General features: G+C 36.3%; 18 protein-coding genes. 7 read left to right on the top strand and 11 right to left on the bottom strand.

Annotated elements, in window-relative coordinates:
- Position 1: 1 nt before the first annotated feature.
- On the bottom strand, positions 2-973 hold the full coding sequence (locus tag ACPF9A_RS14395; RefSeq protein WP_423998030.1) for an aldo/keto reductase: 972 nt from the start codon (positions 971-973) through the stop codon (positions 2-4).
- A gap of 16 nt (positions 974-989) precedes the next feature.
- Positions 990-2,726, bottom strand: a complete 1,737-nt coding sequence (locus ACPF9A_RS14390) for an alpha/beta hydrolase-fold protein (RefSeq protein WP_423998028.1) — start codon at positions 2,724-2,726, stop codon at positions 990-992.
- Between the two features lie 112 nt (positions 2,727-2,838).
- On the opposite strand from ACPF9A_RS14390, the gene ACPF9A_RS14385 reads away from it, so the two are divergent.
- Positions 2,839-2,985 carry a hypothetical protein gene (locus ACPF9A_RS14385; RefSeq protein ID WP_423998026.1) on the top strand — a complete coding sequence of 49 codons (147 nt, stop codon included), beginning with the start codon at positions 2,839-2,841 and terminating at the stop codon, positions 2,983-2,985.
- 52 nt (positions 2,986-3,037) lie between these two features.
- On the opposite strand, the gene ACPF9A_RS14380 is transcribed toward ACPF9A_RS14385, so the two are convergent.
- The 3 genes from ACPF9A_RS14380 to ACPF9A_RS14370 form a co-directional block, all read right to left on the bottom strand.
- On the bottom strand, positions 3,038-3,922 hold the full coding sequence (locus ACPF9A_RS14380) for a bifunctional 5,10-methylenetetrahydrofolate dehydrogenase/5,10-methenyltetrahydrofolate cyclohydrolase (protein WP_423998024.1): 885 nt from the start codon (positions 3,920-3,922) through the stop codon (positions 3,038-3,040).
- A gap of 33 nt (positions 3,923-3,955) precedes the next feature.
- Entirely contained in the window at positions 3,956-5,293 is a 1,338-nt protein-coding gene (gene ffh / locus ACPF9A_RS14375) for a signal recognition particle protein (protein WP_423998022.1), read from the bottom strand.
- A 233-nt stretch (positions 5,294-5,526) separates the two neighbouring features.
- Complete coding sequence (locus ACPF9A_RS14370) at positions 5,527-7,299, bottom strand: hypothetical protein (RefSeq protein ID WP_423998020.1); 1,773 nt, start codon at positions 7,297-7,299, stop codon at positions 5,527-5,529.
- Positions 7,300-7,389: 90 nt separating this feature from the next.
- Here ACPF9A_RS14370 and ACPF9A_RS14365 point away from each other — a divergent pair, with 90 nt between their 5' ends.
- The 3 genes from ACPF9A_RS14365 (at position 7,390) to ACPF9A_RS14355 (ending at position 11,523) form a co-directional block, all read left to right on the top strand.
- A complete protein-coding gene (locus ACPF9A_RS14365) occupies positions 7,390-7,917 on the top strand; it encodes an RNA polymerase sigma factor (RefSeq protein ID WP_423998018.1) in 528 nt (175 codons plus the stop codon).
- Positions 7,918-8,111: 194 nt separating this feature from the next.
- Positions 8,112-9,023, top strand: a complete 912-nt coding sequence (locus ACPF9A_RS14360) for a FecR family protein (RefSeq protein ID WP_423998016.1) — start codon at positions 8,112-8,114, stop codon at positions 9,021-9,023.
- Positions 9,004-11,523 carry a TonB-dependent receptor gene (locus ACPF9A_RS14355; protein ID WP_423998014.1) on the top strand — a complete coding sequence of 840 codons (2,520 nt, stop codon included), beginning with the start codon at positions 9,004-9,006 and terminating at the stop codon, positions 11,521-11,523. The genes ACPF9A_RS14360 and ACPF9A_RS14355 overlap by 20 nt, the downstream gene beginning before the upstream one ends.
- Here the strand turns inward: ACPF9A_RS14355 and ACPF9A_RS14350 are convergent.
- Entirely contained in the window at positions 11,514-12,431 is a 918-nt protein-coding gene (locus ACPF9A_RS14350) for a Brp/Blh family beta-carotene 15,15'-dioxygenase (RefSeq protein ID WP_423998012.1), read from the bottom strand. The genes ACPF9A_RS14355 and ACPF9A_RS14350 overlap by 10 nt on opposite strands.
- Positions 12,432-12,508: 77 nt before the next feature.
- Between ACPF9A_RS14350 and ACPF9A_RS14345 the strand changes: the two genes are divergently transcribed.
- Positions 12,509-13,246: a bacteriorhodopsin-like gene (locus tag ACPF9A_RS14345; protein WP_423998010.1), complete on the top strand. Its 738-nt coding sequence runs from the start codon at positions 12,509-12,511 to the stop codon at positions 13,244-13,246.
- A gap of 74 nt (positions 13,247-13,320) precedes the next feature.
- On the opposite strand, the gene argS is transcribed toward ACPF9A_RS14345, so the two are convergent.
- The gene (argS, locus tag ACPF9A_RS14340; RefSeq protein ID WP_423998009.1) at positions 13,321-15,102 is read right to left on the bottom strand and encodes an arginine--tRNA ligase; all 1,782 of its coding nucleotides are present in this window, start codon (positions 15,100-15,102) and stop codon (positions 13,321-13,323) included.
- A 116-nt stretch (positions 15,103-15,218) separates the two neighbouring features.
- On the opposite strand from argS, the gene ACPF9A_RS14335 reads away from it, so the two are divergent.
- Together ACPF9A_RS14335 and ACPF9A_RS14330 are read left to right on the top strand one after the other, a co-directional pair.
- Positions 15,219-15,644 carry a hypothetical protein gene (locus ACPF9A_RS14335; RefSeq protein ID WP_423998007.1) on the top strand — a complete coding sequence of 142 codons (426 nt, stop codon included), beginning with the start codon at positions 15,219-15,221 and terminating at the stop codon, positions 15,642-15,644.
- Positions 15,641-17,080, top strand: a complete 1,440-nt coding sequence (locus ACPF9A_RS14330; protein WP_423998005.1) for an SDR family oxidoreductase — start codon at positions 15,641-15,643, stop codon at positions 17,078-17,080. The genes ACPF9A_RS14335 and ACPF9A_RS14330 overlap by 4 nt, the downstream gene beginning before the upstream one ends.
- 12 nt (positions 17,081-17,092) lie before the next feature.
- Here ACPF9A_RS14330 and ACPF9A_RS14325 read toward each other — a convergent pair whose 3' ends face one another.
- From ACPF9A_RS14325 to ctlX, 4 genes are all read right to left on the bottom strand, one after another.
- Positions 17,093-19,267 carry a molybdopterin cofactor-binding domain-containing protein gene (locus ACPF9A_RS14325; RefSeq protein WP_423998003.1) on the bottom strand — a complete coding sequence of 725 codons (2,175 nt, stop codon included), beginning with the start codon at positions 19,265-19,267 and terminating at the stop codon, positions 17,093-17,095.
- A 3-nt stretch (positions 19,268-19,270) separates the two neighbouring features.
- Complete coding sequence (locus tag ACPF9A_RS14320; protein ID WP_423998001.1) at positions 19,271-19,762, bottom strand: (2Fe-2S)-binding protein; 492 nt, start codon at positions 19,760-19,762, stop codon at positions 19,271-19,273.
- A gap of 9 nt (positions 19,763-19,771) precedes the next feature.
- Positions 19,772-20,383: a hypothetical protein gene (locus ACPF9A_RS14315; protein ID WP_423997999.1), complete on the bottom strand. Its 612-nt coding sequence runs from the start codon at positions 20,381-20,383 to the stop codon at positions 19,772-19,774.
- A gap of 112 nt (positions 20,384-20,495) precedes the next feature.
- A complete protein-coding gene (gene ctlX / locus ACPF9A_RS14310) occupies positions 20,496-21,425 on the bottom strand; it encodes a citrulline utilization hydrolase CtlX (protein ID WP_423997997.1) in 930 nt (309 codons plus the stop codon).
- Between the last annotated feature and the right edge of the window lie 33 nt (positions 21,426-21,458).

Here is a 21,458-nt window from a genome sequence, read left to right as displayed (position 1 = left end):
TCTACTGCGACCAAGAAGTCGGCACTCTATCCCAACGGTGCTTTTTTAATTCTTCATACAATTCATTAGATAGCAATTGACCATCACTAGTGGCTGTATTTGCCAATACATTTCGCTGTTTACGCATACCAGGTATGGTAGTACCAACATTATCGTTCATTAAAATAAAACGAAGTACCATTTCTGCCATGGTCATTCCCTCAGGAATTAATGGCCTTAGGGCATCCGCATGTTCTACCGAAGAAATCAAATTCTCAGGTACAAAATAAGTGCCACGCCAATCGCCTTCGGGGAACGTAGTTTCTTTCGTCATTGTTCCCGTCAATGTTCCTTCATCAAAAGGTACACGCGCAATGGTTGCAATATCTAGCTCTTTGCAAAGCGGAAACAAATTATCTACTGGTGCTTGATCGAATATGTTATAAATTACCTGTACAGCGTCTAACAATCCTGTTTTTAGAGCTTTTATACCATTTTCTGGCTCCCAACGGTTCATACTAATTCCCATTGCAGCTACTTTACCTGAAGTCTTCAAATCTTCAATAGCGCGTTGCCATTCTTCCCTATCACTCCAACCGTCATCCCATGTATGAAATTGCATGAGGTCTAGTTGCTCCAAACCTAAATTCTTTAGAGTCTTATGGGTGTATTCCATAATATGTTCTGTCGGATAAGAGTCCTCAAAAGCATATTCTGGTTTCGCAGGCCATTGAAAGTTTTTTGGCGGAATTTTACTTGCTGTATATATTTTCTTCGAAGGATGTCTCTTTACCAACTGCCCAAGCAACTCCTCACTATGGCCTTCACCATAACCCCAAGCGGTATCAAAGAAATTGACTCCGTTATCAACAGCTAAGTCCAACGATTTTGCAGATTGAACATCGTCACAAGCCGTCCAACCAGCCATTCCCCACATTCCGTATCCTACTTCACTTACTTGCCAATCTGTACGTCCGAATCTTCTGTATTTCATGTCTAAACCTTGTGTCTTATTTATATCTCCAACTTGTCAAATCTGCCCCTTTTGGTGCACTTTTCTCTATACGTTCCATAATTTTGGGCACATACATGCTGTTATATCTTAAACGAGTAATGGCGTTGGGTTGATCCGGATCTCCGTTCCAACAGTGTTCTGCCCTATCGCCATATAAAACCTCTCCTTCATAATAAGGTTCTGTAGTACTTTCCAAGAAATCCTCCATTAAGTACACGGCATTGTTTAGATAGTAGTTATCCATATCGCCACAATAGATATGAATTTTCCCTTTTAGATTATCACCCAACTTATCCCAATCGCGTTCTAGAATATATCTTAAATCGAAATTCACTTTCCAATATTCAGCTACCTTAGGGTTGATATCGCCAGTCTTTTTATCCCAAATCCGCTGCGGATATCCATCTTTACCTTGCGGAGAATAGGTTGCTTCCCAAATATCCCATTGTTGACCTGATCTCGATTTATCACCCAACACCAATTCTAAATGATTGCCCTGTCTTAAGGTTGATTGAATTTGCCCTAAGTAATTACGATGCGATGGTACTTCTAAAGTTTTGTGTTCACTCTTATAATAATATGCATTTTCATCATCATAGATATTGGTTAAGGTATATGCTCTAAAATCTATAGGATCGGGGCAAGCCGCAAAACATCCATTGTATTCCTCAGGATATTTAACTTGCACCGCCAAAGCTTCCCAACCACCGGTTGATCCACCATAAAGAAAACGAGACCACCCCTCGCCCATTCCTCTGAACTGTTTTTCTATTTCAGGGATTAGCTCATAAGTAATAGCATCGCCATACGGACCTTGATTAGCTGAGTTTACGGCATAAGAATCATCATAATATGGTGTAGGATGCTGAATTTCAATAATGATAAAACGAGGGAAATCTGGTTCGTTCCAACGCTTATAAAAATCATAAGCTTCTTGCTGTTCTATTACATTATAACCTTCTAAACTAAATCGTTCTGAATACTCTGGTTTCATTTTAGGATCTGGAGGCGTAGTTCTGAATCCGCCAAAGTCTGAAGGAAAATGGCCGTGAAATACCATTAAAGGGTACTTAGCTTCCAGATGTTCTTCGAATCCCTTTGGCAGCAATACATGAGCTCCTAAGAAAATATCGCGACCCCAAAACTCAGAAAGCTTTTCTGACTTCACCTTAACATGCTTAATCCACTCCGTATCTTCTGGTTCTTCAATTGGCGGAATCACCTGATCCAAATCGACCGACACATTTTCGAAGCCATTACTGGCAACTCTTATTTTAAAAGGCTTACTATATAAATTACCTGGTGATTTTTGCCATTGTTGTCCCTCGCCATTATCCATAGGCAACTTTACGGTATGACCGGTAGATAGGTTGAATGTTTCATACACGTTTAAAAGAGCCTGTACATTATATTCCCCTGGCGGAACATCTTTTAAACTTTCGTACGGATAACCGAATACAGTTTCATCGAAAGTCAACACAGAATCTTTAGCCCAGTTCTCGACATTCATACCGAAAATCAGTTGCGTATTGAGTCCGTCATTAATTTGAAACCTTGGTTCATCGCTATCGTCGGAAGAAAGCATAAGCAGCAATCGACCATCTTTTGCTAAAGAATCTACCTCAGCCGAATAACTCACATTTATGGTAAACTTACGCTCTAATTTTGGAGGTTCTGTACACCCTATTACAAAAACTATGACCACTAAAACCAAAAGAATTTTTCTCATCATTATAAATGTTTTACAAAAGGTACAGTATTCTCTATTCACATCAAATACCAAGACTATAATTTCAACGTTTTATGTACACAGACTTTCTTACTAGCCCACAAAAACCAATGCTATGAAAAAATTATTATACACCTTATTAATCGGAGTTTCGATAACAATACTAGCAAGTTGCGATTATGATGATAGTAATGATATTGACATTTTAACACCGAATGACACTACTGAAACCGGAGTAACCATCAAGAATTTATCGGCATAAAAAAAGCCTCACAATAGTATTGCAAGGCTCATTTTATAAATTATATAAAAAACTAGTTTCTACTTCTATGTCTCTCACGAGCTAGCAATGTATTTTTCAACAACATTGCAATAGTCATAGGACCAACCCCACCAGGTACGGGAGTTATGAACGATGCTTTTTTGCTTACATTTTCAAAGTCAACATCACCAGTAATATAATATCCTTTTTCTTTAGTCTCGTCTGGCACTCTAGTAATACCCACATCAATTACTACAGCATCATCTTTTACCATTTCTGCTTTCAAGAATTTTGGAACCCCTAATGCAGAGATTACAATGTCTGCTTGAGAAATAATCTGTGTAATATTTTTAGTGTGACTATGGGTAAGTGTTACGGTCGAATTACCTGGCCATCCTTTTCTACCCATTAGAATACTCATTGGTCTACCCACAATATGGCTACGACCAATTACTACGGTATGTTTACCTTTTGTATCTACCTTATAACGCTCCAATAATTCAAGAATACCGAACGGAGTAGCAGGTATGAACGTACTCATATCCAAAGCCATTTTACCGAAGTTGGTAGGGTGAAATCCGTCAACATCCTTATCTGGATCCACGGCCATAATAACCTTTTGGGTATCTATTTGTTCTGGCAATGGTAACTGAACTATAAAGCCGTCGATATCATCATCAAGGTTTAGTTCTTTAATCTTCTTCAATAATTCTTGCTCAGAAGTGGTACTAGGCATTTGAATTAGAGTAGACTCAAAACCGATACGCTCGCAAGAACGCACTTTACTACCTACGTAAGTTAAACTGGCGCCATCGTTACCAACTATAATTGCTGCCAAATGTGGTACTTTCTCACCACGTTCTCGCATCTTGGCAACCTCAGCCTTGATTTCTTCTTTTATTTCGTTGGATACTTTTTTACCATCCAATATTTCCATGTCCGCTTCTTTTTAAGTTCTATTGTTTGGTTGTTATTTCATCCCTTTCATGGCGCCCATCATCTGCATCATCTTCTTACCGCCGCCGCCTTGCATCATTTTCATCATCTTGCTCATTTGATCGAACTGTTTTAAAAGCTGATTAATTTCTTGAACCTCTCTACCCGCACCTTTTGCAATACGTTTTTTTCTACTCGCATTTAATTTAGATGGTGTAGAACGCTCATCGGGAGTCATAGAATAAATAATCGCTTCGATATGCTTAAACGCATCATCATCAATATCTAAACCTTTTAAGGCTTTTCCTGCACCAGGAATCATCCCCATAAGGTCTTTCATATTACCCATCTTCTTGATTTGCTGAATTTGGCTCAGGAAATCATCGAATCCGAATTTATTTTTTGCAATCTTCTTTTGAATCTTTCTAGCTTCCTCTTCATCGAACTGCTCTTGTGCTCTTTCTACAAGTGAAATAACATCACCCATACCCAAGATACGGTCTGCCATACGTGACGGATAGAAGATATCGATAGCTTCCATCTTTTCACCAGTACCAATAAATTTAATTGGCTTATCAACAACCGATTTAATAGATATTGCGGCACCACCACGGGTATCACCATCTAATTTGGTTAAGATAACCCCATCGAAATTCAAGATATCATTAAAAGCTTTCGCTGTATTTACAGCATCTTGACCCGTCATAGAATCTACAACGAACAATGTTTCTTGTGGTTGAATTGCTTTATGAATGTCAGATATCTCTGCCATCATCTTCTCATCAACAGCTAAACGACCAGCGGTATCAATAATAACTACATTAAAACCTTCTGCCTTTGCCTTTGCAATACCTGCTTGAGCAATCGAAACCGGATCTGTATTTTCTCTGTCGGAATAAACAGGAACACCAATTTGATCACCAACTACATGTAACTGATCTATTGCCGCTGGGCGATAAACATCACAGGCAACCAATAATGGTTTTTTAGATTTTTTAGTTTTTAGGAAATTCGCAAGCTTACCAGAAAAGGTAGTCTTACCAGAACCTTGCAAACCTGACATTAAAATAATAGACGGATTGCCAGATAGATTAATACCTTCAGATTCACCACCCATTAATTGAGTTAATTCATCTTTTACAATCTTGACCATTAACTGACCAGGTTGTAACGTGGTCAAAACATCTTGCCCCAATGCCTTTTCTTTTACCCTATTGGTAAATTCTTTGGCTATTTTAAAGTTAACATCCGCATCCAATAAGGCTCGGCGTACTTCTTTGGTAGTCTCTGCAACATTAATTTCTGTAATCTGACCATGACCTTTTAGTACATGTAAAGCTTTATCTAGCTTATCGCTTAAATTATCGAACATTCTTTTCTTTTTTAAGGGGTTACAAATTTAATAATCTCAACGTAAATTCAGTAGCAAGTACCATAAAATAAACAAAACAAAAGAGCACCCATTATAAAATGGATGCTCTAAACTTAATTGTGGGGCAAAAAAGGTATTACATTTTCATAAACTGCTAGGTTAAAACTTCCATCAATACCGCCAACGAGGCCCAACTCTTTACTGTTGGCGGTATATTTCTGGATGTTTTACTTTTATTCTCTTTCTAAAACTAAATGGTCATATAAACCCGTATCGTTTTCATGTTTAAGCTCAATTCTCTTTTCTTCTATCTCTAGAATCAGATAATCATTTGCTAATGGCTCATAATTACTACCTGTTTCAAAAGAAATAATCATTTCTAACTTACCGCTAAATGTATTTCTATATACAAACCACATGCCATTGCTATAAACTTCTCCGTTTAAATTTCTAACCTCTAAAGTGCCGTCATTTTCTAAGTATAATTTTACATCTGCAAATAGCTCAGTAGACTCATCTTCATTTTCTGCGAAGTAAGCGATATCCCATTCCGTATTATTAAATAAGCTTTTAATGAAGGTGATATCTTCTTCTTCATCGTTATCGTCCATACATTTTTTAACGATCACCAATTCATAGAATTCCTCTTCAACATTGAATTTTACGATTCCCTCTTTTAAATCTGTCAATAACCAATCAAAACTTACCGTTGGCTCGTCGCTCATTGTCATGGCTACCACCCATCTACCTTGCTGATTGGTAGTCACTACCCAAGTACCTTCAGAAACTATAGCATCATTAGTAAGGGTAAGAACACCTTCTGCTTGAAATTCCAGTTCACTACCTAGTAATCCATTAATTTGATCACCGTTATTTTTCAATCTTTTAATGACCCATGAACAATCGCTCAATGTTTCTGTAATGCTTTCTACAGTTACCGGCTGTAAATCTTCATCACAAAATTGCTTCATAACTACTCGGTCACTATCGCCACTATATAACTTGATTTTATCATCTCCTAAATCGTAGACATTCCATTCTAAGTTGAAATCGGTAGAATTTTCAAATTCCATGGTAAGTTTTGCACCATCATCGCCAACTGTTGTACTCCAAGTACCCTCAATTACAGTTGCACCGTTAAAACCTGTACTAACCGTACCGTCTTCTTTAAAGTTTAAAATGTAGTTTACGTATTGCGGAGTCTGGTCAATATCGTTTCTTTTAAACTCTGTTACGAACCACATACACTCTATTAATTCTTCTTTGAATTCATCTTCATCAAAATCATCATCATTGTAATCATCGTCGTCATCTTCATCACAATCGTCTTTAGCATTCTCAATAGCAATTGCTAATTCTTCATTACTCTCTACTACGATAGTAGTTTCGTCAGACAATTGTAAAGTCACAGGAAAATCAAAACTTATTAAATTATCATCGCCTAAATCTTTGAAAAACAAACGCAACTCGCGATCACTAGCCACCTCAACAGTATTAGTCTGCTCTAAGTTGACATTAAAAGTGAACATCGTCATAGGGTATACAAAATCTATGCATTCTATATCATCATCTTCGCCGCCTTCTTTACAATCTGCAGCTAATAAACGTAACTCATCTAACCCGTTGATAGTGATTTCAGAGAAGTCACCTGCAGTAATCGTTATAGGAAAAATGATATCTAGAATATTTTCATCATCATCTATACTATCAAAAATTTCTTCTATTTGCTCAATATCTTCTTCAGAATCGATAGTAATTGTTACGCCATTAACTTCAACCGTATACGGAAAATTGATTTGAAAACAACTAGTGCCATCTACGATATTATCGCAAGAACCATCGTTAGAACTGGTACGTTTAATTAAATCTGCTGTAGAAGAATTTGCTGTAATTGCAGTTGGCTCTTCCCCATTATTAATTTCTTCAATCTCATCTTGACAAGCAGTAAAGCTTAATGCAATTGTTAGTAGGCTAACGTACATTGCATATTTGAAATATTTTTTCATAATGACTTGGTATTGTTTGTTATTATGCTTCTAAAACAACCGACTTTAAAAATACCCTACCTTCTTTTTAATTTTTTTCAAATATCTTTGATGAAAAGCAATCTATTGAAAGCGGACCAACAACTAAATGTATGCGAAGAGCGGGTTTATAAAAGGGTTTTTAACGAAACGTCTAAAACTATCTTCAATTATATTTATTACAAATTTGGGAATGAAGAAAAAGCAAACGATGCCGTACAAGAGGCATTTGAAAAGCTATGGGAGAATTGCGCCAAGGTAGCACCAGAAAAAGCAAAATCATATTTATATACGGTTGCCAATAATCTGTACCTTAATGTAATTAAGGCAGAAAAGGTTCGGTTAAAATATGCCGATGCTACTTTAAAGACCACCAATGAATCTCCGGAGTTTATCATGGAGGAAAATCAGTTCAAAGAAAAATTAGATAATGCATTGAACAGTCTACCAGAAAACCAACGCACTACTTTTTTATTGAATAGGATAGACGGAAAAAAATATGCCGAAATAGCAGAAATGGAAGGCGTAAGCGTTAAAGCAATAGAAAAAAGGATGCATTTGGCTCTGAAAAGTTTACGAGAGCAAATTGATGGAATATAGGTTAGTGAGTTAGTGAGTTAGTGAGTTAGTGAGTTAGTGAAAAAACTTTTTACATTTCAATCAAACAACACAACTACTTAATACTTTTTACTTAGTACTTAGTACTCATTACCGACCACCTTAATACTTAATACAAAAATAAATAAGTAGGGTATTCCTCTACATAGTTGTTATACTAATACAAAGCTAAAAATATGCAAGACAATTACTTAGCAAAATGGCTTAATGATGAATTGACAGAAGCCGAGTTGGTGGAGTTCAAAAAGTCGGAAGCTTATGAAACTTATCAGAAAATCAAAGATTCTTCCGCTCGGCTAGAATCTCCTGAATTTGATATGGATAAAGCATGGGAATCTATTGATCAAAATAAGGTCATAGAAGAAACCAAGGTATTTATCTTATCACCATTCAAGAAGTTTCTTCGTGTTGCTGCTGTAGTGGCGATATTACTTGCTGGGTCGTTCTTTTATTTAAGCTCATTAAACGAATCTTTTTCTACGGAATATGCTGAGAACAAATTCATCACTTTGCCAGATACTTCAGAAGTAATACTGAATGCCGAATCTGATTTAGCTTTTAGCAAGAATAAATGGGACACCAATAGAAATGTTGACCTTAAGGGTGAAGCCTATTTTAGAGTAGCAAAAGGAAAAAAATTCACTGTAGAAACATCTCAGGGCTTAGTTACAGTATTAGGCACGCAATTTAATGTAGAATCTAGAGAAAACTTTTTTGAGGTCACCTGTTTTGAAGGCTTGGTCAGTGTTACCGTTAATGGTGAAGAAACCAAGTTACCTGCCGGAAATTCTTTAATGACAATTGCAGGAAACAGCACCATCTCTAAAACTATTGTTAATGGTGGTCCGTCTTGGTTAACGAAAGAAAGTTCTTTTACCAGTATACCATTACATTACGTAATGGACGAATTACAAAGACAGTACAATATTGAGGTAGCTACTAATGATATCGATACTACCCAGCTTTTTACAGGTTCATTTACTAACGAGAATTTAGAACTTGCCCTAAAAAGCATTAGCGCTCCTTTAAAAATTAAATATACCTTAGAGGAAAACAAAGTGCTATTCTATGCCGAAGAAGCACCTTAAATTTCTTATCAGCCTATTTTTATTACTGATATTCAGTGGGGCTAGTTACGCCCAAACCACAATAAAAGACAGTACGGCACTTCGCGATTTCTTATCTGAACTAGAATCTAAATTTGAGGTAAAATTCTCTTATGCCGATACCGATATTGAATCGGTTTACATCTCAAAACCTATATCTAATTCTCTTGATTCGATTCTGGTTGAAATACGAAATGTAACCGGAATTACTATCGACAAACTAAGCAATCGCTACTACACCTTAACAAAAATTACCACGATTTCTATCTGTGGTTTCGTGCTAGATAATTTTCAAGAAAATAATATACCAGGCGCCACAGTTGAAATCTATGAATCTACTCTATCGGGAGTTACAGATGACAATGGTTCATTCAGTTTTGAAAATGTTCCCGTAAATTCATTAGTACATATTAAACACCTTGGCTACAAGCCCATTTTCATTGAAGCGAAAGAGCTTGCAAAAACTAAAGAATGTAAATCGATTGCTATGGCGCTCAGCTATCAAGAATTAGAGGAAGTCGTAGTTACTCAATTTCTAACCACGGGACTTCAAAAACTTAATAACGCAAGTATAGAATTGAATCCCTCAGAATTCGGAATCTTACCCGGAGTTAGCGAACCAGACATTCTACAAACGGTACAAGCTTTACCGGGAATTAAAAGTGTTGATGAAACCGTATCTGATATCAACATACGAGGCGGAACTAACGACCAGAATCTTATTCTTTGGGACGGAATAAAAATGTACCAAACCGGACATTTTTTTGGGTTAATATCAGCATTCAATCCGTATGTAACAGAAAAAATGACCATCATCAAAAATGGTACATCTGCCATGTATAGCGATGGTATTAGCGGAACTTTGAGCATGCACACCACAGATGAATTACCATTGAACATTACCGGTGGAGCCGGATTCAGTTTGATTTCGGGAGATATTTTTGGGGAAATTCCCATTCAAGATAACATGGCATTACAAGTTTCTGCCCGCCGATCATATACCGATTTCTTAAACACACCCACGTACACTAAATTTTCAGAAAAAGCATTTCAAGATACCGAAGTAAATAGTGAGAGTGAATTCTATTTCTATGATTTCACAACGAAGTTTATGTATGAAATCAATCCGTACCATAATGCAAGTGTCAGCTTAATAAATATGAGCAATAATCTCAATTATATAGAAACAGAAAATGATACTCTAGCTCCAAATAGAAGTAATTTGAATCAGGATAATTTTTCTATTGGTGCTGAATTACAAAGTGAATGGACAGATAATTTTTCGTCTCAATTAAGTTTTTATTATACGCAGTATGATTTGGATGCCTTATCCATCTCCAATAATGAATCACAGCAATTAAAGCAAAATAATCTAGTAAAAGAATCGAATATAAAACTCACCACCTATTACAAATTAGGTAAGCATTTAAATTGGATGAACGGTTATGAATTTACCGAAACAGGAATTGAAAACACCACCAATGTTAATCAACCACCATTTGCAAGTAATATAAAAGGTGTAATTCGAAAACACGGATTATTCAGCGAAATCGCCTATAGCTCAGAAGATGAGAAATTAACTGGGTTCATTGGAGGTCGATTAAACTATATAGAAAACCTAGATACATTTCAAGAATACATTTTTGAACCTCGCATTAATATCAGCTATGAACTATTACCAAATTTTAGAACAGAAGTATTAGGCGAATATAAAAGTCAGGTCACCAATCAGATTATTGACTTAGAACAGAACTTTTTAGGTATAGAAAAAAGACGTTGGATACTCTCTGACGGCGATGCCTTACCCATCACCAAAAGCAAACAGGGATCTATTGGTTTCAATTATGACACCAATAAATTATATTTAGGTATAGATGCTTTTTACAAAGAAGTAAACGGTATAAATGTATACACGCAAGGTTTCCAAAATCAGAATCAATTTAATGGCGAGATTGGCTCATATGCAATTAAAGGAGCAGAGTTTTTAATCAATACAAAGAATAACGACTATAGCGCATGGCTTAGCTACACCTACAATAAAAACGATTATACGTTTGATGTTTTAGTACCGACTACTTTTCCTAACAATTTAGATGTTAGGCATGCTATCACTCTTGCAGGAAACTATACCGTCGGAGACCTTAAATTAGGTATCGGCTTAAATTACAAATCAGGAAAACCCTTTACACAACCTAATGAGAACACCCCTATTAATGATACCGTTTTTCCAACCGAAATAAATTACGAAGAACCTAATAGCAGTAGACTACCCGAATACTTTAGGGCAGATGCTTCAGCAAATTACACTTTAAAAATGGGCGATAAAATGAATGCTATTTTTGGCATATCGGTATTAAACTTCACGAATAGAGAAAATACCCTAAACACATATTACAGGTTGCAAGATGATAATACCATTGAAACTATTGAACGCTTATCATTAGGTATTACGCCCAATGCTAGTTTTAGAATTCAGTTTTGATTTTGATTCAACTTTTTAATCACCAATACATGAGGAAAGGTTATAGCGGCCAGAAAAGAGAAAAAGAAAGCTAAAGACTTTTCAAAATTATCTCTAAATATAAATAGCAAGAAAAGTAGTCCCGCAACAGAAATTAACCAATATGGTAATGATGTTACCACAAATGAGCGGAATGACCTTTTATTAATATGACCATGCAAAAAGAATATCTGGTCATAAAGGGAGGGAATGGAATGCCATAGGATAAAATATATAGTAAAACCCCATAACAAAGAGGCTGTTTTAAAAACCACAAAAAATATTACTATAAAAAACAGCTCCTTTATCGGGTTAATTTTCAATTCTTTCTTCAATATTAAGATGATACTAAAAGCCAATGTACTTACACCACTAATAAGTAATCCAATTTCAAATACAGATGTAGAAACAGAATAACCTATTATGTTTTTAATAATCTCAGCTGTTGCTATATAATTTGAACTAAAGAGGAGAAAAAGAATAAAAGTTCCATACGTAAAATAAAGGGCACTAATTTTAAAGGATGCCTGAATGGTCTTAGAAATAAAATGTTGTTCTCCAAAATGATAACCACTAAAAAGCACAAATACAATTAATGCTAAGCTTGGCAACAAATAAAAAATAAATATACTGCCAAACACAAAAACTACATAATACAAAAGAATCTTCAAGTAATTTCGAGTTAATTTCTTTTTGCTTTCAGTCCTTTGAAGCAGAGTAAGGTCATTTGCACCATGTAAAATTCCAAAAGAAAGAATAAAAATATAGGCCATAACATGCTCTATCATGTCTTCAAAAATAACCGCCAACCACAATGAAAAGAACGTGGCTACGATAGTTATGCTTTCTAACTTGATAAAATCAGTATGCTTATTTTTTATTTTGTTCAATATTTTAACATTTTTGTTAACCAAATAACGTTTAACTTTTTGTAAATTTACTTAAACAATTTATAAAAACTTGAACTATGGAACATTTTATTACTTCAATTTCTCTGGTTTCCAAAATGGCACCAGATGATTATGTAGGTTTTACCTTTTTTATTGGATCTATGGCCATGATGGCTGCATCTGCTTTCTTTTTTCTTTCATTAAATCAATTTGATTCTAAATGGAGAACATCAATCTTAGTTTCTGGTATCATTACGTTTATTGCCGCAGTACATTATTTTTATATGAGAGATTACTGGGAGGCTTTTGGAGAGTCACCAACTTTCTTTAGATATGTTGACTGGACATTAACTGTACCACTAATGTGTGTAGAGTTCTATTTAATTCTTAAAGTAGCTGGCGCTAAAAAATCACTACTCTGGAAACTAATTTTAGCTTCAGTAGTAATGTTAGTAACAGGATACTTTGGAGAGGCAGTTTACAACACAGGCAGTGGTCCGGCTGTTTGGGGATTGATTTCAGGTCTTGCCTACTTTTATATTGTATATGAAATTTGGTTTGGTTCTGCAAAAAAATTGGCAGAGCAAGCAGGTGGGGCCGTACTAACCGCACACAAAACTTTATGTTGGTTTGTACTTGTAGGATGGGCAATTTATCCACTGGGTTACATGGCAGGTACACCTGGTTGGTATGAAGGTCTTGGAAATATAGGTCTTAATATGGATGTTATTTACAACATTGGTGATGCTATAAATAAAATAGGTTTTGGTCTTGTTGTTTATAGTGCAGCAGTTGCCGCAAAAAAAACTTTATAACACATTAGCAACATATTTTAGTTGGTTAATAATTATAGTTGCTATGAAAAAGATCGCTTCGGCGATCTTTTTTTTTACATACGTTCAGGCACTTCAACACCTAACAATCTAAATGCATCTTGTATTACTTCAGCTACTTTCTTAGATAACTGAACACGTAAAACTTTCTTCTCATCATCAGACTCCCCTAGTATAGAAACTTGCTGGTAGAACGAATTAAATTCCTTCACCAAATCATAGGTGTAATTCGCAATCAATGCCGGACTATAATTCTCCGCAGCTAATTGAATGATATCTGGGAAGATTTGAAGTTGTTTGATCAATTCCTTTTCTTTCGCGTGTAACTCTGTAACCTTGGCATCCTTAGAAATATCGATACCCATACTTTCTGCCTTTCTCAAGATAGACTGAATACGTGCGTAGGTATATTGAATAAACGGACCTGTGTTCCCTTGAAAATCTACAGATTCTTCAGGGTCGAACAAAATTCGTTTTTTAGGATCTACTTTTAATATGTAGTATTTTAAAGCACCTAAACCAATCATTTTATAAAGCGACTGCTTTTCGGTTTCATTATAATCTTCAAGCTTACCTAACTCTTCAGAAATTTTAGCGGCAGTTTGTGTCATATCTGCCATAAGATCATCGGCATCTACAACAGTACCTTCTCTACTTTTCATTTTTCCACTAGGCAAATCTACCATACCATAACTAAGGTGATGCAATTTGTTAGACCAAGAAAAGCCGAGTTTCTGTAGTATTAAGAACAATACTTTAAAATGATAATCTTGCTCATTACCAACAGTGTACACCATACCATTTACATCTGGGTGATCTTTTACACGTTGTATCGCAGTACCAATATCTTGGGTCATGTAGACCGCAGTACCATCTGAACGAAGAACAATCTTCTCATCTAATCCGTCTTCGGTCAAATCTATCCAAACACTACCATCTTCCTTTTTAAAGAAAACACCTTTTTTTAATCCCTCAGCAACCACATCTTTACCTAAAAGGTAGGTATCACTTTCATAGTATAGGTTATCAAAATCAACCCCTAAATTCTTATAAGTAACCTCAAAACCTTTGTACACCCATCCGTTCATGGTTTTCCAAAGATTAACGGTATCGGCATCTCCAGCCTCCCATTTTAAAAGCATTTCTTGAGCTTCCTGCAAAATAGGGGCTTCTTTTTCTGCTACTTTCAAGTCAGTACCCTCAGCTACTAACGTTGCAATTTGTTCTTTGTACGCTTTATCAAAAGCAACGTAATAATTACCAACTAGCTTATCGCCCTTAAGACCTGTCGACTCTGGCGTTTCTCCGTTTCCGAACTTTTGCCAAGCGACCATACTTTTACAAATGTGAATTCCACGATCATTAATAATCTGGGTCTTGTACACTTTTTTACCTGATGCCTTTAAAATTTCAGCAACAGAATATCCTAATAAGTTATTACGAATATGACCTAAGTGCAATGGCTTATTGGTATTTGGCGAAGAATACTCCACCATAACCGCATCCTCAGACTCCTTTATAAATCCGAAATTCTCCACTGAAGAAATTGAATTGAAAAAATCTAAATAGAAACCATCATTGATAACAATATTTAAAAAGCCTTTAATAACATTAAAGCCTGCAACAGGATCTACATGCTCCTCTAAGTATGCACCAATTTGCTCACCAATTTGAACCGGATTCCCCTTTACCACGTGCAACATTGGGAAAACCACAATAGTGACATCGCCTTCAAAATCTTTACGCGTAGGTTGAAATTCTACGTTTGGCAATTGCTTGTCAAAGATAGATTGAACCGCTTCTTTTACTTTATCTGATAGTACCTCTTGAATATTCACCAAAACGTTTAATTAAGGCTGCAAAACTAATCATTTTTTAGGCTTTTAAGGTAAACAGATGCGGCATTCATTCGCCTTCTCGCTAACTTTAATAAAAACACAACAATCAAATACGCATGCTTGTAAATGTATCTTACAATAATAAAGAGGTTACCAGAAAAATAAATGAAGAAGTTGGTAAGCCTTTTACATTAAAAGAACGATGGACATTGGGCGGCATTGGCTCTCCAAAACTCATTATTACCAATACTAGTGTAGAAATTAGAAATCTATTGATTTTAGATAATAACAGAGATATCTGTAATATAGAAATGAGACCTAAAGGTATTATTGTCGGTTTTCGCTCTTTGCTAGAAAGCTATGCTTTGATTATACCCTACTATAAACTCACCCTTTATAAAGGAGAAGCATCTGTTTATTCCATTTATAGAGACCATCATTTTATTAAAGTTGAGTCTGACACCAAAGCAGTACAGAAATTCTTTAAAAAACTATTGGGCTTTAAAGCTGATAATGCACCAACCGCTATAGAAGACTTATGAAAATATTACTTACAGGTGCCAATGGTTATATAGGTATGCGTCTTTTACCGCAACTTTTAGAAATGGGGCATGAGATAGTTTGTGCCGTACGTGATGAAACCAGACTTTCTGTAGATAAAGAAACCAGACAACAAATAGATGTCATTGAAATTGACTTTCTAGAAGAACCAAAAAAAAATGTAGTACCCAAAGATATTGATGCCGCCTATTTTCTAATTCACTCCATGAGTTCGTCGATACAAGATTTTGATGAAATGGAGGCGAAAACGGCAGAAAATTTCAATAAATATGTTGCCGACACTCAAATTCAACAAGTAATTTATTTAAGCGGAATTGTAAATGACAACAATCTTTCTAAACATTTACAATCTAGAAAAAATGTAGAAGATATTTTATATCAAGGTGCCTTCAAATTAACGGTTTTAAGAGCAGGTATCATTGTAGGATCTGGTAGTTCTTCTTTTGAAATTATTCGTGATTTGTGTGAAAAATTACCTGTGATGGTTACGCCGAAATGGGTATTGACAAAAACGCAACCTATTGCCATACGTGATGTTATTACATTTCTAACAGGTGTATTAGGGAATGAAAAAACGTATAACGATTCTTTCGACATTGCAGGCCCTAATGTAATGACCTATAAAGAAATGCTACATAGATATGCAGAAGTAAGGGGTTTCAAAAACTGGATATGGACCGTACCCGTAATGACCCCAAAACTGTCTTCGTATTGGTTATATTTTGTAACCTCAACATCATACAAACTAGCATTGAATCTGGTGGATAGTATGAAGATTGAAGTAGTCGCAAAAGACACTCGATTACAAGATATTCTTGGCATTACTCCCCACACCTACAAAGAAGCTATTGATTTAGCTTTCAAAAAAATTGAGCAGAACTTAGTAATAAGTAGCTGGAAGGACAGTATGATCAGCGGAAGATTTGTCGATAATCTTGAAAAGCATATACAAGTCCCGAAATTTGGAGTACTGAAGGATTATAAACAAGTGAAAATTTCGAATCCCGAGGAAGTTTTAGAACGCATTTGGAGCATTGGCGGTGAAACCGGATGGTATTACGGCAACTGGCTTTGGAAAATACGCGGATTTTTGGACAAGCTTTCTGGCGGAGTTGGTTTAAGGCGCGGAAGAACACATCCTAACAAAATATTCGCTGGTGATTCATTAGATTTTTGGCGGGTACTATTAGCTGATAAAAAAGCGAAACGACTACTGCTATTTGCCGAAATGAAACTACCAGGCGAAGCTTGGTTAGAGTTTAAAATTGATGAAGACAATGTGCTACATCAAACCGCAACGTTTAGACCGCGTGGTTTACGAGGTAGGTTATACTGGTACAGTATAGTACCGCTCCACTACTTCATTTTTGGCGGAATGATTAAAAACATCGCTGATCAGAAAAATGCTAATCAATAACCAGAACTTCTGTTAAGCCTTCTTTGAAAGCTTTAAAGGCAACTCAGTTAAGCGTTCTCCTGTTAAGCGTCTAACGGCATTTGCGATTGCAGCTCCAATTGGTCCTAGAGGCGGCTCCCCTACTGCACCTGGTGTGTCTTTACCTTGCAATAAAACTACATCAATTTCTTTTGGTGCATTTTTCATTAAAGCCATTTGGTATGGTCCGTATATGGTCGGAGTTAATTCCCCATCTTCTACAAACATTTGCTCATAAAGCACGGCACTCATCCCCATAATTACACAACCTTCGCATTGTGCCCTAATCTGATCAGGATTAACGGCTAGACCTGGATCCATGGCAACGGTTACTTTATGAACCACAATTTCATTATCAACAATTGAAACTTCTACTACCTGTGCGCAGGGCGTATTCGCATCTATAGAAGCTGCAAAACCCATAGCACGACCTTCTTTTACTTCTTCGCTATAATTGGCTTTTTCGGCAGCGGCTTTGATTACATTTTTTAAACGAATGTCAATTGGTTCATCTGCTATTTGATGCAATCTAAAATCGACTGCATTCATATTTGCTTTTAGGGCCATTTCATCAATAAAACTTTCCATGGCGAACGTATTAGCCAACAACCCCAAACTACGCCACCAACTGGTAGCAAAAGGCAACTCAACATGCCAGCACTCCGCTTTAAAATTAGGTATAGCAGTGTATTGAATGAATCCGCCACGAATGGCACCAACATCTGCACCCAAAAAGTTAGTAAGCGCATTAGGTATTAAGGCAGAATCGGTGGCAACATCACCACTCACGAATTGATGTTCTAGTCCGTCTAAATAGCCCTCCGTATTTAATTTTCCTTTAATAACATGATGTGTTGGCGGTCGAAACATATCATGTTGAAATTCTTCTTTTCTACTAAAGAAATACTTCACAGGTTTACCGACAGCTTTAGACATAATTGCAGCTTGAACAGCATGTGGCGTATGCAATCTTCTGCCAAAACCACCACCTAAATATGTAGGTATTACATTGACTTTTTCTACATCTAAATCTAAACGCTTTGCAACCTCTTTTCTAGTAAGACCCACAACTTGAGTCGATATTTTTATGGTCGCAGTGTCTCCATCCACAAAAGCAACAACACCATTTGGTTCTATTTGAGCATGCGCCCCTATAGGACTTCTAAATTCTAAAGTAACTACTTCATCTTGGTCATCAAAAGAGTCTCCGTTTTTTTGTATCACCGAAGACTTTCCGTTACCGACAGTCATCATTTTTACGATTGCATCGGTATTTAGGTTATCATAACTATCCCAAGTAACAATGATAGCATCTTTTGCCTTCTCCGCTTCAATCATAGAGTTTGCCACTACACCAACAAAATCGTCTTCTACCACAATCTTAACTACACCGGGCATACTCTCTGCTGCTTTGGTATCTGCACTGATAAATGTTGAGCCTATTTTAGAAGCTCTTACCACTGCACCATAAAGCATACCGGGCATTTCTGCATCCATCCCAAAAATCGGATCGCCGTATACTTTTGAATCCAAATCAACTCTAGCAATTGGTTGACCTATATATTTATAATCTTTAGCATCTTTTAATACAGGAACATCTGGCACTTCCCAATTCTCAACTCCCTCTGCCGCCTGAGCATAAGTCAATGTTTTTTCGTTGCCAGATATAACGCCATCTACGACAGAAAGCTGATCGATATCTACATTCATTTTAAGAGCAGCTTCTTTTAAAAGCATTACCCGAAGCATGGCAGAAAGTTCTCTAAGCGGTTTCCACAGTCCAGATATAGAAGTACTGCCTCCAGTGGCAAAACTATCTACATTTCCAGTTGATGAAGCTGCATGTACTACCCGAATCTGATTCATAGATACCGACAGTTCTTCAGCAGCCATTTGGGCAATACCTGTAAATGTGCCCTGCCCCATTTCCATTTTGGGTGAATGCAACAAGATATTATTATCAGAGGTTACTTCGAACCAAATCATAGGTTGGTCAATATTATCTAGATAAGGCGCTTCAAGTGAATTAACCACACCTAAAATTTGACGTCGAATAGGACTTCTAAATAAGTAGGCACCAATAGCTACCACACCTATGGTTCCTAATCCGCCTTTGACCAAAAATTTTCTTCTAGACACTTTCTTTGAATCTTTTTCTTTATCAGCCATCGATTACACCTCTTTAGATTCATTAATTACCTTCTCTGCTTGCAACTCCGCCGCTTTATGTATGGCTTTTCGCATTCTGTAATAGGTACCACAACGACATACATTTATAATATTCTTATCAATATCTTCATCTGTTGGTTTAGGCACTTTGTTTAATAAGGCAGCCGTTGCCATCATAAAACCTGGTTGACAATAGCCACATTGCGGTACAATTTCCTCTATCCATGCTTGTTGAACTGGGTGCGGATTTTCTCTATCTCCTAACCCTTCTATTGTAGTCACTTTTTTTCCTTCCGCAAATTTTACAGGATAAGAACAAGAACGCACCGCTTCATCATCTACAAGTAAGGTACATGCTCCACAAGCCGCTTTTCCGCATCCAAACTTTGTACCTTTTAAATCTAAAGTATCTCTAACGACCCAAAGTAAAGGGGTGTTTTCATCTGCTATATCTACGATTTTTAAAATACCGTTTACAGTCAAGGAAATTTCCATAAGGTTTTATTATTTAGAAGGGATTATTGCTCCGTCAGCAAACCAGTTTTCAACAGCTTTCTTAAAGTCCTCTTTTGAAACTGGTGGTATAGTTCTTGGCTTACCATCAGCATCCACGCCCGGCTCCCATGCCCAAAGCACTAAATCATCTTCGGTCATATGCTCAATAAGTTCTTGATGACTTCGATTGCCATTCGTACTTTTATCAAGTAAACGTTCTGCTATTTGTTCGCGAGTGAGTCCTTCCCAAGCCATTGAAGCTGGTGCCAATGCCCAATGAGGAGCACCAGGAACACCCGAATTCAAATTATTTTCCGATTGATGACATGTATTACAGCTCGTTGCTTCAAAGCCATGATCATCTTCACCTCTGGCCATACCAAAATGATGCGGATGACTAGCATCGCCCTGTTTTGGTATGTGATCACTGGGGTGACAATTCATACAACGTTGATGGGTAAGTACATCCATCATCTTATTATAAGAATCATCAGAAGTTACTTCAACAGTATTTTCCACTTCAACGATCTCATAATCAGATATTTTTGGAGAACCTGCAAATACGAGAAAAACTCCAATTACCATTAAGATTAAAAAAGTATAGACTGGCTTTTGCTTCATACTATTTATTAAAATGTATAAAAATTAAAATACGATAGCTATGAAGGTAATCAAAGTATACTATTTATTTAACCCATTCAATTTTAAAATTAGAATATCTCCGAACCCTTTTTTAGCTCTTTGGAAGAAAAACTTCTGCCATCATACAGCGAGCACTACCACCACCACAAGTTTCGATAGTTTGTAATGAGCTATGTAAAATTGCACAGTGATTTTCTATTTGGGCAATCTGCTCAGGCGATAAACTGTGGTATGCAGCAGAACTCATAACCATATATCTCTTATCATCAGATCCTAATACTTGCAACATATTACCTGCAAAATGATGCATTTGTTGCTCAGTGATAGTTATAATTTCTTTACCATCGTTCTTAAGATGGTCTAACACATTTTTACGTTCTTTCTTATCATCGATCGTAGCAGGACAAATAACTACGAAATTTTCAGCCAAGGCCATCATTACATTGGTATGATAAATAGGAAGTCTTTTACCATCAACCGACTGATTTGCAGTAAATATCACCGGGAAGAAATCAAAATCTTCACAAAATTCTATAAACAACTCTTCATCTGCGCGCTCAGACAAAGCGCAATATGCTTTTTTATTTACCCTATCTAATAAAATACTACCCGTACCTTCAAGATATAATCCTTCGTCTTCAGCAGAAGTATAATCTATAACATCATTGATCTTAAAACCGCTTTGTTCTAATATCTCGAAAATATCATCTCTTCTTTCATTTCTTCTATTTTCGGCAAACATCGGATAAACACCAACAGTTCCGTTTGAGTGAAATGAAACCCAATTATTAGGAAAAACACTATCCGGAGTGTCTGGTTCATTAGTATCTTGAACAACGATAACATGAACTCCCTTATTCTTTAATACGGTTACAAAGGCATCAAACTCATCTTGAGCTTTTTGATTAATTTCTTGATTCTTCATATCAATATCTTCCATAAAGTAGTTATTGACAGCGGTCTGCTCGTTCATTCTAAACGACACCGGGCGAATCATGAGTATAGTATTTGTTATTTGCATATCGGGGTAATAATTAAATTTCTCTTTATAGTT

This window comes from Maribacter sp. IgM3_T14_3 (assembly GCF_049603095.1).
Classification (GTDB): Bacteria; Bacteroidota; Bacteroidia; order Flavobacteriales; family Flavobacteriaceae; genus Maribacter.
The sequence above is the reverse complement of the archived record's forward strand: the minus strand, read 5'-3'. Positions and strand labels throughout refer to the sequence as shown.

What these genes read in the sequence shown, in the direction of transcription:
- ACPF9A_RS14395 (WP_423998030.1), bottom strand. Translation starts at nt 973, where the DNA reads ATGAAATACAGAAGATTCGGACGTACAGATTGGCAAGTAAGTGAAGTA.
- ACPF9A_RS14390 (WP_423998028.1), bottom strand. Translation starts at nt 2,726, where the DNA reads ATGATGAGAAAAATTCTTTTGGTTTTAGTGGTCATAGTTTTTGTAATA.
- ACPF9A_RS14385 (WP_423998026.1), top strand. Translation starts at nt 2,839, where the DNA reads ATGAAAAAATTATTATACACCTTATTAATCGGAGTTTCGATAACAATA.
- ACPF9A_RS14380 (WP_423998024.1), bottom strand. Translation starts at nt 3,922, where the DNA reads ATGGAAATATTGGATGGTAAAAAAGTATCCAACGAAATAAAAGAAGAA.
- ffh (WP_423998022.1), bottom strand. Translation starts at nt 5,293, where the DNA reads ATGTTCGATAATTTAAGCGATAAGCTAGATAAAGCTTTACATGTACTA.
- ACPF9A_RS14370 (WP_423998020.1), bottom strand. Translation starts at nt 7,299, where the DNA reads ATGAAAAAATATTTCAAATATGCAATGTACGTTAGCCTACTAACAATT.
- ACPF9A_RS14365 (WP_423998018.1), top strand. Translation starts at nt 7,390, where the DNA reads ATGAAAAGCAATCTATTGAAAGCGGACCAACAACTAAATGTATGCGAA.
- ACPF9A_RS14360 (WP_423998016.1), top strand. Translation starts at nt 8,112, where the DNA reads ATGCAAGACAATTACTTAGCAAAATGGCTTAATGATGAATTGACAGAA.
- ACPF9A_RS14355 (WP_423998014.1), top strand. Translation starts at nt 9,004, where the DNA reads ATGCCGAAGAAGCACCTTAAATTTCTTATCAGCCTATTTTTATTACTG.
- ACPF9A_RS14345 (WP_423998010.1), top strand. Translation starts at nt 12,509, where the DNA reads ATGGAACATTTTATTACTTCAATTTCTCTGGTTTCCAAAATGGCACCA.
- ACPF9A_RS14335 (WP_423998007.1), top strand. Translation starts at nt 15,219, where the DNA reads ATGCTTGTAAATGTATCTTACAATAATAAAGAGGTTACCAGAAAAATA.
- ACPF9A_RS14330 (WP_423998005.1), top strand. Translation starts at nt 15,641, where the DNA reads ATGAAAATATTACTTACAGGTGCCAATGGTTATATAGGTATGCGTCTT.
- ACPF9A_RS14325 (WP_423998003.1), bottom strand. Translation starts at nt 19,267, where the DNA reads ATGGCTGATAAAGAAAAAGATTCAAAGAAAGTGTCTAGAAGAAAATTT.
- ACPF9A_RS14320 (WP_423998001.1), bottom strand. Translation starts at nt 19,762, where the DNA reads ATGGAAATTTCCTTGACTGTAAACGGTATTTTAAAAATCGTAGATATA.
- ACPF9A_RS14315 (WP_423997999.1), bottom strand. Translation starts at nt 20,383, where the DNA reads ATGAAGCAAAAGCCAGTCTATACTTTTTTAATCTTAATGGTAATTGGA.
- ctlX (WP_423997997.1), bottom strand. Translation starts at nt 21,425, where the DNA reads ATGCAAATAACAAATACTATACTCATGATTCGCCCGGTGTCGTTTAGA.